The organism is Hydrogenophaga pseudoflava (genome assembly GCF_004353865.1).
Taxonomy (GTDB): domain Bacteria; phylum Pseudomonadota; class Gammaproteobacteria; order Burkholderiales; family Burkholderiaceae_C; genus Hydrogenophaga; species Hydrogenophaga pseudoflava.
The window spans coordinates 661036-675393 of the sequence record NZ_CP037867.1 but is presented as its reverse complement, the minus strand read 5'-3'; the positions used below and the strand labels follow the sequence as shown (position 1 = coordinate 675393).

Annotated in this window: 9 protein-coding genes and 1 pseudogene; 5 read left to right on the top strand and 5 right to left on the bottom strand. The window is 67.6% G+C overall.

Annotated elements, in window-relative coordinates; genetic code table 11:
* Positions 1-37: 37 nt before the first annotated feature.
* Complete coding sequence (locus HPF_RS03400) at positions 38-709, bottom strand: helix-turn-helix transcriptional regulator (protein ID WP_066153788.1); 672 nt, start codon at positions 707-709, stop codon at positions 38-40.
* 183 nt (positions 710-892) lie between these two features.
* Here HPF_RS03400 and HPF_RS03395 point away from each other — a divergent pair, with 183 nt between their 5' ends.
* A complete protein-coding gene (locus HPF_RS03395) occupies positions 893-2131 on the top strand; it encodes a sensor histidine kinase (RefSeq protein ID WP_243721671.1) in 1239 nt (412 codons plus the stop codon).
* Positions 2132-2134: 3 nt separating this feature from the next.
* Positions 2135-3121, top strand: coding sequence for a response regulator (locus HPF_RS03390; protein WP_066153791.1), 987 nt, complete (start codon positions 2135-2137; stop codon positions 3119-3121).
* On the opposite strand, the gene cqsA is transcribed toward HPF_RS03390, so the two are convergent.
* From cqsA to HPF_RS03375, 4 genes and pseudogenes are all read right to left on the bottom strand, one after another.
* Positions 3109-4353 (bottom strand): alpha-hydroxyketone-type quorum-sensing autoinducer synthase, encoded by a 1245-nt coding sequence (gene cqsA, locus HPF_RS03385; RefSeq protein ID WP_066153794.1) that lies wholly within the window; start codon positions 4351-4353, stop codon positions 3109-3111. The two genes, HPF_RS03390 and cqsA, sit on opposite strands and share 13 nt — an antisense overlap.
* 160 nt (positions 4354-4513) lie before the next feature.
* Positions 4514-4924 carry a rhodanese-like domain-containing protein gene (locus tag HPF_RS23840; RefSeq protein WP_243721744.1) on the bottom strand — a complete coding sequence of 137 codons (411 nt, stop codon included), beginning with the start codon at positions 4922-4924 and terminating at the stop codon, positions 4514-4516.
* A gap of 24 nt (positions 4925-4948) precedes the next feature.
* A pseudogene (locus tag HPF_RS23835) lies at positions 4949-5629 on the bottom strand (MBL fold metallo-hydrolase); the annotation flags it as partial.
* 23 nt (positions 5630-5652) lie between these two features.
* Positions 5653-5898 (bottom strand): metal-sensitive transcriptional regulator, encoded by a 246-nt coding sequence (locus tag HPF_RS03375; RefSeq protein ID WP_066153800.1) that lies wholly within the window; start codon positions 5896-5898, stop codon positions 5653-5655.
* Between the two features lie 143 nt (positions 5899-6041).
* Between HPF_RS03375 and HPF_RS03370 the strand changes: the two genes are divergently transcribed.
* From HPF_RS03370 to HPF_RS03360, 3 genes are all read left to right on the top strand, one after another.
* The gene (locus HPF_RS03370) at positions 6042-6914 is read left to right on the top strand and encodes a PPK2 family polyphosphate kinase (RefSeq protein ID WP_133155747.1); all 873 of its coding nucleotides are present in this window, start codon (positions 6042-6044) and stop codon (positions 6912-6914) included.
* A gap of 39 nt (positions 6915-6953) precedes the next feature.
* The gene (gene icmF / locus HPF_RS03365; RefSeq protein ID WP_133155746.1) at positions 6954-10247 is read left to right on the top strand and encodes a fused isobutyryl-CoA mutase/GTPase IcmF; all 3294 of its coding nucleotides are present in this window, start codon (positions 6954-6956) and stop codon (positions 10245-10247) included.
* 72 nt (positions 10248-10319) lie between these two features.
* Positions 10320-14357, top strand: a complete 4038-nt coding sequence (locus HPF_RS03360) for a PAS domain S-box protein (RefSeq protein WP_133155745.1) — start codon at positions 10320-10322, stop codon at positions 14355-14357.
* The last annotated feature ends 1 nt before the right edge of the window (position 14358 follow it).

The window sequence follows — 14358 nt, the reverse complement described above, 5'->3', positions numbered from 1 at the left end:
GCGGCGATGCAGCATCCTCATCGCGACCTCACCGGCGTCAGATCAACCCGATCCAGCAGGCCCGTTGCACCGCAGAGAGCTTGTTGTCGGTCTTGAGTTTGGCCATGGCATTGGCCAGGTGGTAGTTGACGGTGCGCTCCGAGCAGTCCATGCGCTGCGCGGTTTCGCGCGCGGTCAGGCCTTCGAAGGCGTAGTTCAGGCTCTCCTGCTCGCGGGGGCTGAGCGTGACCCGCTGCTCGGCGATGGCGCGGCGCAGCATCGGCCAGATGTTGTAGGCCGACCAGGCCAGTGCCGCGGCCTCGGAGCGGTCCGCGAAGGCCCGGGGGCTGAACATGAAGCACTCGAACGCGCGCCCCGCCGGCAGGCTGAAGGCCACCCGCACCAGGGTCTGGTGCCCGTGGGCCAGCCAGAGCCTGCGCCAGCGGCTGGACGGCTCGGCATAGGCCGCCTTGGAAATGTCCTGCCAGGCCACCAGGGGTGCATCGCTGTCGCGCCAGCTGGCGCCAAAGTCGGTGCTGGCGGCCAGGGCCTCCGCGGCACCGAGCAGGCGCGGCGGATGCACGGCCAGCACCTCGCGCTCGTCCCGCCCCCCCATCGGATTGGGCCCCATCACCAGCACCGCCTCGACCCCGGAGTCGCGCAAGGCGCGAACCCAATCGGCCAAAATGGCGTCCACGCCCACGCTGTCAAAGTTGACAGGAAGGGTCATGACGGGCGACGCCCCGTTGCCGGGACAATGGACCCGCCCGCCACAAGACCACGGGCTGGCAACGTCGGTCGACGCTGGAAGGAATACATGTTGCAGTGGGACCGTCTCAGGGTTCACAACGCCAGGCTGAGGTTCTGGCGCTGGGTGGTGGACGAAATTGTCCATGCACCTCTGGAGCCTATTTTGCATCCTTCGACGGCCCGCCTCCAGTGGCTGGGCGTCTTCACCTTCGGCGGCCACTTCATCTTCGGGTGGCTGTGGGGCCAGGCCCTGCCGCAGCCCTACGAGCTGTTTGCGGTGCGCGTGGTGCTGGCCCTGACGGGGCTGCTGCTGCTGCATCCGCGCGTGAACCGGGACCTGCAGTCCAAGACCAGCGTCTGGGTGTACGGACTGATCTTCTGGCTGCAGCTGCCGCTGTTCTTCGGATGGATGTTCCTGATGAACGAGGGCAACAAGGTCTGGCTGGCCAGTGTGTGCAGCATGATCCTGATCTATTTCCACATCACCGACTGGCGCCTGGCCTCGCTGGGCTGCATCACCGGGTTCGCAGTCGCCGCGGGCCTGTTCCTGCTCACCGGCACGCAGCAGACCTGGGTCGGCATCGAGCCCGAGAACCTCACCCTGATCGGCTTTGCCCTGGGCATGAGCCTGATGCTGGGCATGTCGGGCGCCAACCTGCGCCGGGTCCGGCTGATCAACACGCTCAGCACCATGGGCGTGATGGCGCACGAGCTGCGCACGCCGCTGGCCACGGTGAACCTGGTCGGCGACGTGCTGCGTGGCCTGGCCCAGCACGACGTGCCCGAACCCAAGCGCAAGAAGCTGGAGGAGCTGGCGCAGCGGCTGCAGAACCTGGTGCGCAGCATGAACCGGCAGATCGACACCCAGATCTCCAACGCGCAGCTGCTGAGGCTGCCCCGGCCCACCGCCCATCTCACCGCGTTCGAACTGGTGCAGGACGTGCTCGGCCAGTACCCGTTCCGCTCACCGCGCGAGCGCGAATGCGTGCAGCTGGCGCTGGAAGAGGACTTCGGCTTCCTGGGGTCTCGTGCCCAGTTTTCACAGGTTCTGGTCAACCTGATCAAAAATGCCATGCATGCGCTGGCCGCATCCGGAGACGCCCCCAAGCCGGGCGACCTGCGCGTGGAGGTGACGGTCAAGGACGGGCTGGGCAGGATCGTGGTGACCGACAAGGGCACCGGCATTCCGCTGCAGAAACAACACCGCATCTTCGAACCCTTTTTCTCACTGCAGAGCAGTGTCGGCAACGGACTGGGGCTGACGTTCTGCAAAAACGTGGTGGAGGCGTCGGACGGTCGGCTGCTCCTCCAGTCCCAACCCGGTCACGGTGCCTCGTTCACGATCGTGCTGCCCCTGCGGGACGAGCGTGCCCCCTTCATCCCGCCCACGAGCACACACTGAGCCATGGCCTTCAACTTTCCGCTGTACCACCGTTCGGGAAGCCTGATCTTTCTGGACGACGACATCGACTATCTGGAGATGCTGGGCATGGTCGTGCCCAGCTTTCTGCAGGTCGAACTGTTTTCACGACCGGCGGCTTTCATCGCCCGGATGAACGACGAGCCGGCGCGCTGGGAGGCCGACGCGGGGCACCACCTGCAGATGATCGACCGCTGGCGCCACGGCCACCATCTGCTTCCGCAGGTGCTGCGCTACTGGGGCTCCAACCCGGCGCGCTACCAGCTGGCACAAACCTGTGTGGTGGACTTCGCCATGCCAGGCATCGATGGCCTGAAGGTGCTCGAAACCCTGGTGGACTGGCCGGGCTCGCGCATCCTGCTGACCGGGCAGGCCGATGAGCAGATCGCGATCAAGGCCTTCAACAACGGCCTGATCGACCAGTTCATCCCCAAGCAGACGGCCGACATCGCCGGGCGCCTGATGACCACCCTTATCAAGCTGGCCCGGCGCGCCCATCCGCGGCTGAACACCGTCTGGCGCACGGCCATGCAGTCCCACCACCAGGCCCTGCTGGAAGTGCCATCCATCATGGAGGCGCTGCTGACCCGGGCCCGCTCGCACTGGATCGAGTACGTCGTGCTCGATGAACCCTTTGGCATGCTGGGCCTGACGCCGGAAGGCCTTTGCGAATGGCTGCAGCTGGAGCCCGCCTCCGGCCTGAAGGACGTGGCCGATCTGGCCCGGTCGGCGGGACTGGGGTTCGACGTCGTGCAGGCCATCCAGAAGGGGCTGCTGCTTCCGGCGGTCGAGCTGCACCAGCAGCTGGGCCTGCGCGGGCCGATCCGGACCGAAAAGGCCTTTGCGGTGGGCGACGACGGACAGCTCATCGGCGCCCTGTTCCCGCTGGCGGAGACCGACCTGCCGCTGCCGATCTACCCGTACCGCAACTTCCTGGACATGCAGGGCGTGCGGACCATTCAGGACAGCTGAGCACCACCGCGCTGGCGGCGGGCGGCCGCCCATTCCCAGGGCCGGACCCGGTCGGCGACCAGGCGCGCAGCCGACTCGACGTGTTCGAGCTCCGCCTCGGTCAGCGCCGAGTGCAGGGTCATCCGTGCCAGGGACCGGTTGCGGCTGGTGGCCGGTGCACCAAAGAACGCGGTGTGCACCCCCAGCGCATCCAGCTCGTCGCGCACCTGGATGGTGGCGGGCTCCGGCCCCGCTTCGAGCGCGATGATCTGCTCGGTGCCCTGGTCGATCGGATACCCCATACCGGTCAGCGCGCTGCGGATGCGCCGGGTCACCAGCCGCAGGTTCTCGCGCGCGGCGTCGGCCTGCTGCAGCACGTCCACCGTGGCCGCCAGGCCGGCCGCTTCGTGCGGCAACACGCAGGAGCTGAAGATGTTGGGGAAGCTGGAGGTGAGGATGTGGTAGCGCAGGCGGTCCGGCGCGGTGAAGAAGCCGGCCCGCCCCGCCATGGCCTTGGCCAGGCTCGCGGAGATGAAATGCACCCGGTCCGTCACCCCCAGCTGGGCGCACAGGCCGGCGCCCGATGGACCGTGGGTGCCCAGCGAGTGCGACTCGTCGACCAGGATCATCGAGCCGTGCCGCTCCACCACGTCGAGCATCTCCAGCAGCGGGCACACCGCGCCGGTGGTGCTGTAGACCGAGTCCACCGCCACCAGTCCCGGGCCGTGCCGGCTCATGAGCTTGTCCAGGTGCTGGGGGTCGTTGTGCCGGAACACCTGCGACGGCGCGCGGGCCGCGTGGGCACCTTCCCACAGCGAGGCGTGGGCCTGCCCGTCCAGGTACACCGGCGTCTCCGGATTGGCCACCGACTGGATCAGGCCGACATTGGCCGCGTAGCCGGACTGGCACACGAACCCGTCCTCCTTGCCCACCCAGCGCGCGAGCTTCAGTTCGAGGTTGCGGGTCGGGTGTTCGTCGTGCATGAACACCCCGGACTGCACGGCGAAACTGCCGCTGCGGGTCAGCGCCTCCACCTGGGCCCGCACGATGTCCGGATGGCCGGACACCGACAGGTAGTCGTTGCCGTCCAGGCGCACCGAGTTGGGGCCGGGGCGTGCGCCCTGCACCGCAAACCGACCCTGCCACAGGTCGTTCCAGCGGGGCACGAAATCCTTCTGGATCCGCGCCTCCAGCGCGGCCGTCAGGCGGGGAGAAGGACGTTGCGCTTCAAGGGTGTGGTCCAGCAGTTCCATGGGGTGCTCCTGTTAAAGAAGAACCCATTGAAAAAACTTGTAGGATGAAAATCGCCCCCTCCCTGTCAGCATTAGCAGGGGTGGTTACGCTTTCTTCTCAAGTCTGACGCTGTTTATCCGATAAGCGGCGCGCCAGCGGATGGCAGCGGTCTCTCTGATCTCAGTTCTGGCGCCAGGGCAGCCCGTGGTACCGCCAGCCGCCCTTGCGCCCGCGCTGGCCGTGGCCATCGGGATCACCCTCGAAGCCTTCGAGGATGTTGTAGGCCTCCAGGCCCAGTTCCGTGGCACGCCGCGCGGCCGCGACCGAGCGCACACCGCTGCGGCACAGCAGCACCAGCTTGCGTCCGCCGTCGGCGGCGGCGCGCACCGCCTCGTCGAACCCGGTGTTCATGGCCATGCCCGGCCACTGCTTCCAGGCCACCGGCAGCGCGCCGGGCACAAAGCCCACCCATTCGCGCTCGGCGTCGGTGCGCACATCCACCAGCACCGCCTCGCCCTGCTGCACCCACTGCCAGGCCAGCTGGGGCGACACATCGCCCGCGTAGCCGCCCTGCCCGGTGCGCGGCTGCATCAGCTGCACCCCGTCGGCGTCGTGGCGCAGCCCGGACGTGAGGTTGGCCGGCACGGCTTCATCGATGCGGCGCGGCCGGGGCAGGTTCAGGCTGTCCATGATGGCCACGAATTCGGCCTCGGTCTTGCCGGCCACGCGCGGGTTGCTGGTCTTCTCGTTGCCGATGGTGGACGAGGTGCGGCCCTGGTAGTCGTGCCCGGGCCAGACGGTGGTGTCATCGGGCAGCGCAAACAGCACTTGTGTGAGGCTGCGGTAGAGGTCGACCGCGCTGCCCGACTGGAAATCGGTGCGGCCACAGCCGCCGATCAGCAGCGCGTCGCCGGTGAACACATGGTCGCGCCAGAGGTAGCTCATGCTGCCGGCCGTGTGGCCCGGCGTGTGCAGGGCGCGCAGGCGCTCGGCACCGAACTCAAGCTCGTCGCCATCCTGCAGCTGCCGGCCCGCCGTGCCGATGCCGCAGCCCGCCGGCGCCGCCGTCCTGGCGCCCGCCAGCTCGGCCAGCTTGCCGGCGCTGGTGATGTGGTCGGCATGGGCATGGGTCTCCAGGGTCCAGACCAGGCGCAACCCGTATTCGCGCAGCACCGCCAGGTCGCGCTCGATCTGCTCGTCCACCGGGTCGATGATCACCGCCTCGCGCGTGGCCTGGTCGAACAGCAGGTAGGTGTAGGTGCTAGACGCCGGGTCGAACAGCTGGATGGGTTTCATGGCAGGACCTGAAGGGCGGTGGGTCAGGAAAAACGGGCCAGCATGTCGGCCACGTCGTCGGGCGGCACGTCGCCCTGGGCGATCACGCAGCCGACCATGGCAAAGAAGCTCTTGTCCAGGGCCTTGCGGGCGGCGGACAGCTGCTGGGCCACCGTCTCGCAGTCGGCGTCGGACTCCAGCAGTTTCTGGATGCCGCGCAACTGCCCTTCGACGCGCTTGAGGCGCAGCACCAGGGCACGTTTGCGTTCGGGGTCGTGGACGGTGGGCATCGGTTTCTTTCTCTCTGGGCGACGGCCGAAAGATTCTAGGCTTCCAGGCCTGGGCGGGCTTCCCCCATGGTGTATCCGGGCAGCCTGCGTTAACATTCGAATTTACGTTTACGTAAACGTCAATCAACCATACGGACATCTTCATGAACACCCGGAACGGCAAAGACCAGGCGCTTTTTCAGGCGCTGCACGCACCGGCGGACAGCCCCTGGGCCCGGTGGCAGGTCGGGCCGGGCCGGCGCCAGGTTCGGCTGAAGGACTTTGACCCTGGGGACAAGCCCTTCTCGAAGGGCAGCAAGGCCGAGGACCAGGCCCGGGTGCTGGCCCTGGCGCGCGAGATCGACGGGCTGCAGAACCTGTTCTACGCCGATGGCCGGCACAAGCTGCTGGTGATCCTGCAGGGCACCGACACCTCGGGCAAGGACGGCACCATCCGCGGCGTGTTCGGCCAGACCAGCCCGCTGGGCGTGCACACCGTGGGCTGGAAAGCGCCCACCGAGCCCGAGCGCGCGCACGACTACCTCTGGCGCATCCACCAGCAGGTGCCGGCCGCGGGCCACATCACCGTGTTCAACCGCAGCCACTACGAGGACGTGCTGGTGCCGGTGGTCAACGGCTGGATCACGCCGGAGCAGACCAAGCAGCGCTACCAGCACATCAACGACTTCGAGCGCCTGCTGGCCGAGACCGGCACCGTGGTGCTGAAGTTCATGCTGCACATCGGCTTCGACGAACAGCGCGAGCGCCTGCAGGAGCGGGTGGACGACGTCACCAAACACTGGAAATTCAGCCTGGGTGATCTGGAGGTCCGCAAGCAGTGGACCGACTACCAGAAGGCCTACGAGGACCTGCTCGAAGCCACCTCGACCGCTTGGGCGCCCTGGACCGTGGTGCCCGCCAACAGCAAGACGCACCGCAACCTGATGATCGCGACCATCGTGCGCGACACGCTGCAGGCGCTGGACCTGCGCTTTCCTCCCGAAGACCCGGCCCTCAAGGGGCTGCGGGTCGAATGACCGCTCATCCCGACAAGACCACCCGAGAGAGACCCCACCATGACCGACCTGTCCGCCGACTTCAAGGCCCTGGCCAGCTACCGCCCCACGAACAAGGTGCGCTTTGTCACCGCCGCGAGCCTGTTCGATGGCCACGACGCCGCCATCAACATCATGCGGCGCATCCTGCAGGGCATGGGCGCCGAGGTGATCCACCTGGGCCACAACCGCTCGGTGGACGACGTGGTCACGGCCGCGCTGCAGGAAGACGTGCAGGGCATCGCCATCAGTTCGTACCAGGGCGGCCACGTCGAGTACTTCAAGTACATGGTGGACCTGCTCAAGCAGCGCGGCGGTGAGCACATCCAGGTGTTCGGTGGCGGTGGCGGCGTGATCGTGCCGGCCGAGATCCGCGAGCTGCACGCCTACGGCGTGGGCCGGATCTACAGCCCCGAAGACGGCCAGCGCATGGGCCTGCAGGGAATGATCGGCGAGATGGTGATGCGCTGTGACCGCGACATCAGCGGCTATGCACCGAAGGCGATCGAGGCTATCGAGGGCCATGGCGAGATGAACTGGCGCGCGCTGGCGCAACTCATCACGGCGCTGGAGAACGGCAAGGCCGACGCCGCGCTGGTCGAGGCCATGCGCACCGCAGCGACCGGCAAGACCGTGCCCGTGCTCGGCATCACCGGCACCGGCGGTGCCGGCAAGTCCTCGCTCACCGACGAGCTGATCCGCCGCATCCGCCTGGACCAGGACGACGCGCTGCGCGTGGCGGTGATCTCCATCGACCCCAGCCGCCGCAAGAGCGGCGGCGCCCTGCTGGGTGACCGCATCCGCATGAACGCCATCACGCCCTGGCAGAAGGGCCCGCGCATCTACATGCGCAGCCTGGCCACACGCGACACCAGCAGCGAGATCAGCGCCGCCCTGCCCGACGTGGTGGCGGCCTGCAAGGTGGCGGGCTTCGACCTGATCATCGTCGAGACCTCGGGCATCGGCCAGGGCGATGCGGCCATCGTGCCGCACGTGGACATTCCGATGTACGTGATGACGCCCGAGTTCGGTGCCGCCAGCCAGCTGGAAAAGATCGACATGCTGGACTTCGCCGAGTTCGTGGCGATCAACAAGTTCGACCGCAAGGGCGCGGCCGACGCGCTGCGCGATGTGGCCAAACAGGTGCAGCGCAACCGCGAAGCCTTCACCGTCATGCCCGACCAGATGCCGGTGTTCGGCACCATGGCCGCGCGCTTCAACGACGACGGCGTGACCGCGCTCTACCAGGCGCTCAAGGCCCGGCTGATCGAGAAGGGACTGAAGCTATCCGACGGCCAACTGCCGCTGGTGAACGTTCGCCACAGCACCAACCAGACGCCCATCGTGCCGCCGGCGCGCACGCGCTACCTGGCCGAGATTTCGGACACCGTGCGCGGCTACAAGAAGAAGGCTCGGGAACAGGCGAAGCTGGCGCGCGAGATCCAGCAGCTGCGCGCCGCCGCCGCGATGCTGGCGGTGGACAAGCCCAACCGGCCCAAGGCCTCCGAGGCTGCCATCGACCTCGCGCAGACCCGCGAGCTGCAGCAGGACCCGGCGGCCCGCAAGCTGCTGGCCCAGTGGCCCGACATGCAGAAGGCCTACGCGGGCGACGAGTACGTGGTGAAGATCCGCGACAAGGAGATCCGCACCGCGCTCACCACGAAGTCGCTGTCCGGCACCACCATCCGCAAGGTGGCGCTGCCGCAGTACGAAGACCACGGCGAGATCCTCAAGTGGCTGATGCTGGACAACGTGCCGGGCAGCTTCCCCTACACCTCGGGCACGTTTGCCTTCAAGCGCGAGGGCGAGGACCCGACCCGCATGTTCGCCGGCGAAGGCGACCCCTTCCGCACCAACCGCCGCTTCAAGCTGGTCAGCGAAGGCCTGCCGGCCAAGCGCCTGTCCACCGCCTTCGACTCGGTCACGCTCTACGGCAACGACCCCGACCTGCGCCCCGACATCTACGGCAAGGTGGGCAACAGCGGCGTGAACGTGGCCACGCTGGACGACATGAAGGTGCTGTATTCGGGCTTTGACCTGTGCAACCCGACGACCTCGGTGTCCATGACCATCAACGGCCCGGCGCCGACCATCCTGGCGATGTTCATGAACACCGCCATCGACCAGAACCTGGAAAAGTTCAAGGCCGAGAACGGCCGCGAGCCCACCGACACCGAAGCCGCCAAGATCCGCGAATGGGTGCTGGCCAATGTGCGCGGCACGGTGCAGGCCGACATCCTGAAAGAAGACCAGGGCCAGAACACCTGCATCTTCAGCACCGAGTTTTCGCTCAAGGTGATGGGCGACATCGCCGAGTACTTCGTGCACCACGACGTGCGCAACTTCTACTCGGTCTCGATCAGCGGTTACCACATCGCCGAAGCCGGGGCCAACCCGATCAGCCAGCTCGCCTTCACGCTGTCCAACGGCTTCACCTTCGTCGAAGCCTACCTGGCGCGCGGCATGCACATCGACGACTTCGCGCCCAACCTGTCGTTCTTCTTCAGCAACGGCATGGACCCGGAGTACACCGTGCTGGGTCGCGTGGCGCGCCGCATCTGGGCGGTGGCGATGAAGGAGAAGTACGGCGCCAACGAACGCAGCCAGAAGCTCAAGTACCACATCCAGACCTCCGGCCGCAGCCTGCACGCGCAGGAAATCCAGTTCAACGACATCCGCACCACGCTGCAGGCGCTGATCGCGATCTACGACAACTGCAACTCGCTGCACACCAACGCCTTCGACGAAGCGATCACCACGCCGACCGAAGACTCGGTGCGCCGCGCGATGGCGATCCAGCTCATCATCAACCGCGAGTGGGGACTGGCCAAGAACGAGAACCCGAACCAGGGCAGCTTCATCATCGACGAGCTGACCGAGCTGGTGGAAGAAGCCGTGCTGGCCGAGTTCGAGAAGATCGCCGAACGCGGCGGCGTGCTGGGCGCGATGGAGACCGGCTACCAGCGCAGCAAGATCCAGGAAGAGAGCATGCACTACGAGATGCTCAAGCACACCGGCGAGTACCCCATCATCGGCGTCAACACCTTCCGCAACCCCAAGGGCGATCCGGTGCCCGAGTCCATCGAGCTGGCGCGTTCGACCGAGGAAGAAAAGCAGAGCCAGCTGCAGCGCCTGGCCGACTTTCACGCGCGCCACGCCCACGAGGCCCCGGTCCAGCTGGCGCGGCTGAAGCAGGCGGTGATCGAGAACCGCAACGTGTTCGAGGTGCTGATGGACGCGGTGCGCTGCTGCAGCCTGGGCCAGATCACCAGCGCGCTGTTCGAGGTGGGTGGACAGTACCGCCGGAACATGTGATCGCCCGCCCGGGTCCGGGTTGCTAGACTCCCTGTGACCCATCTGGGTCCACGCACAGCAACCCACCCTTTCATGGCCTCACCCAGCGAGCCGACCACCCCCCCGTTCCGCAGCGATTCCCGACCCTGGGGGCTGGTGGCGCTGGTGCTCGTGTCCATTGGCCTGCTGGTCGCGCTGGTCACCGTCCTGCTGCTGGCCCAGCGGGACGCGGCCCTGGATCTCGCCCAGGCGCGGGCGCAGCGGGAGGTCCGGCGCCTGGCCGCAGAACTCGACCAGTCCCTCCGGATGGGTCGTGCCGCCATAGAGGCCAGCCGCCCCTCGTCTGGGCTGCAGCCGCGCAATCTGCTGGGAGACCACCGCCCCCTGGTGGACTCTCTGAGCCTGCCGTTCGAACTGCACCGCCGCCCCCCCGGCGACCGGGCCGCCCCCGCCATTCCCGAACGGGCGTGGGTGCCGGAGCTGGCCCGCCAGGAAGGCGGGCGCTGGGTGCTGCCCTTCCTGTGGCGCCAGCCGGGGGCCGGTGCCCCCGAGACCTACGAGCTGTGGTTGCCACGAGACGCCCTTCTGGGGCGCTTCGAATCCGAAGGCCTGCCCAAGGGCGACAGCATGAGCCTGTTCCGGCTGGAGCCCGACGGGGCCACCACGCTGCTGGTGCGCCATCCCATGGTGGCCGAGGAGCAGGGTCGCAGCTTCCGCGGCCATGTGGCCACCGCGCTCGACCACCAGCCCGGCGGTGTGTTCCGGGCCGCGGCCATGCTCGACGGCGTGGAACGCATCGTCGGCTACCAGCGCCTCGGCGGCGAGGCCGACCGCGTGGTCTTGGTGTACGCCCTGTCGGTCGACAGCGTGCTGACCGGCTGGCGGACCATCCTGCCGCTGGCCTGGGGCCTCACCCTGCTGGTGGCCGCAGCCATGGCCTACGGCGCGTGGCGCCTGCACCGCTCGATGCGCGCACTGGCCCGCAGCGAGCACCATCTGCAGACCCTGACCGACCACATGCCCGATGTGGTCGTGCGCTACGACAGCGCCTGTCGCGTGCTGTATGCCAACCCGGCCATCGAAGTGGCGACCGGGCTGAACCCCGGTGCACTGATCGGCCGCCCCATCAGCGCCCTGGGCGGCTCCCCCGACAACGAAGCGCTGTGGACCGCCTGCCTGCAAAGGGTGTTGGCCAGCGGGGAGGCCGAGACACTCTACTTCAGCCACCCGGGACCCGGCGGCATGAGGCACTGGGAGTCCCAGGCCCGCCGGGAGCCTGCGCCGGCCGGCGAAGCCCCCACCGTCCTGGTCATCACGCGCGACATCACCGAGCGCCATGAAGCGGAAGCCTTGCGGCACTCCGCGCAACAGCTCTTCGAGACCGCCTTCCAGGCCGCCCCCGAGGCCATGTCGCTCAGCGAGTGGCACAGCGGCCGACTGCTGCTGGTCAACGACACCTTCTGCGAACTGTTCGGGCGATCACGCGAACAGCTGATCGGTCAGCCCTCGGCCGGTCTGGGGCTCTGGAACTCCGCCATCCGCCACCAGAGCCTGATCGATGCCCTGGAGCATGGCGAGAAGGTGCGCGATGTCGAGGGCAGCAGCCACCGGGCCGACGGCCAGTTGATCCATGTGCGCTACAGCGCTGAACGGGTGCAGCGGGACGGCGGTGACTGCCTGTTGCTGATGTTCCGCGACGTCACCCAGCTGGAGCGGGACCAGCGGGCGCTCAAGCGCAACGAGCAGCGATTCCGGCTGGCCGCCTCACATGGGCAGGTCTGGGAACGCGACTTCCTGCGCGACCTCATACTGCCCAGCGACGAGTTCTTCCTGAACCTGGGGTATCAGCCTCCTGCGCAAGAGCAGATGGAGAAGGTCGTCGTGGGGCTGATCCATCCGGAGGACCGCCGACGCGTGCGCGAGACCCTGCTCCGTTTCCTCCGGGGCGAGGCCGATTTCCGCATCGAGTTCCGTGCCGTCGACTCCCAGGGCCGGGTGCGCTGGCTCGACACCCGGGGCAGCGGCCTGCGCAACGCCATGGGCCGGGTGACCTACATGGCGGGCACCACCTTCGAGATCACCGACCGCAAGGCACTGGAAGAAGCGCAGCGTCAAACCCTCAAACACCTGGACACGGTGGCCAATGCCTCGGCCGGTCTGGCCTGGACCGTGGACGACCAGAAACACCCGGACTGGCTCAACCAGGCCTGGCTCGACTTCACCGGCCGCGACCTGGCCACCGAATGCGAGACCTTCTGGCTGGAGGACCTGCATCCGCAGGACCGGGACCGCTGCGAGAAGATCTTCGACGAGAGCTTTGATGCGCGCCGGCCCTACAGCATGGAATACCGCCTGCGCCGCCACGACGGCGTGTACCGCTGGGTGCACGAACAGGCCAGGCCCCGCTACGACGCCGACCAGCGCTTCATCGGCTACGTCGGCTCCTGCCTGGACGTGACTGATCTGCGGGAGGCCGAGGCCACCGCACGCGAACGCGACGCCACCCTCAAGCAGGTCTTCGACGTGCTCCGGGACATGCTGTTTGTGGTGGACGCCCAGGAGCGCTTCGTGTTCTACCAGGCAGGCGCCGACCAGCTCTATCGCCGGCCCGAGGAGTTCCTGGGCCGCACCATCCGCGAGATCATGCCCGCGCCGCTCGCAGCCACCATGCATGCAGCCATGACCAGGGCGCGCACCGACGGGCTGCAGGAGCTGGACTACAGCATCGAGATGGCCGATGGCGCCCACTACTTCAACGCCCGCCTGGCCTGGCTGCCGGGTGGCAACCAGTGCATGTTCCTGGTCCGCGACACCACCGAGCAGCAGCAGGTTCAGCGCGAGCGGGAGCACCTGAACGACTTTGTGCTGCTGCTGTTCCGCCTGGCCAGCCGCTTCATCAACCTGCCGCTGCAGCAGATGGACCAGGCGATTCTGGAAGCGCTGGGCGATCTGGGCAGCTTCGTGGCCGCAGACCGCGCCTACCTGTTCGCCTACGACTTCCAGACCCGCACCAGTTCCAACACGCACGAGTGGTGCGCCGAGGGCATTGCCTCCGGGCAGGCCTTTCTGCAGAACCTGCCGATGGGCCGGGCCCAGGACTGGGAGGCGGCCCACCAGCGGGGCGAGATGGTCTATGTGCCCGATGTGCAGGCCCTGCCCGAAAGCCCGCTCAAGGACCTCATCATGGCCCAGGGCATCCGAAGTCTCATGACCCTGCCCCTGACAGGGCAGGACGGCTGCCTCGGCTACGTGGGCCTGGACTCGGTCCGCAGCACGCACGAGTACGACGAGGAAAAAATCACGCTGCTCAAGCTGTTCGCACAGATGCTGGTCAACCTGCAGGAACGCAGCCGCGCACAGGCCCGGCTGCGCGAGCTGGCCGAGCAGCTCGAACAGAAGGTGCAGGAGCGCACCCAACAGTTGCACGACAGCGTGCAGCGGCTGCAGGTCGTCAACCGCGAGCTGGAATCCTTCACCTACTCGGCCTCGCACGACCTGCGCACGCCGCTGCGCGGCATCGAAGGGTTCAGCGCCCTGCTGCTGGAAGAGCACGCGCAGCAGCTGGACGAGCAGGGCCGCGACTACCTGCGCCGCATCCAGCGCGCGACGCTGCACATGTCGCGCCTGGTCAGCGACCTGCTGGCCTACTCCCGGCTGCAGCAGATGACGGAGCAGATCGGGCCGGTGGGTCTGGCCGCGTGCGTGCGGGACGTGGCGACGCCGTTCCGCGACGAGCTCGAAACCCGCCAGGGCGTGCTGGAGACGTCGGTGCCCGACGACCTCCAGGTGCAGGCCGACCCCAAGGGCTTGGCCATCGTGCTGCGCAACCTGATCGACAACGCACTCAAATTCACGCCCGCGGGCCAGGCGCCACACATCCGCATCGAGGCGCAAATCCGCGGCGACCGGGTGTTGCTGAGCGTGACCGACCAGGGTATCGGCTTCGACATGAAGCACCACGACCGCATCTTCGGCATGTTCCAGCGCCTGCACCGGCAGGACCAGATCCCGGGCACCGGCATCGGCCTGGCCCTGGTGCTCAAGGCCGTGGAGCGCATGGGCGGGACGATCCGCGCCGAGAGCGCCCCCGGCCAGGGTGCGCGCTTCGAAATCGAACTGCCTCTGGCCTGAA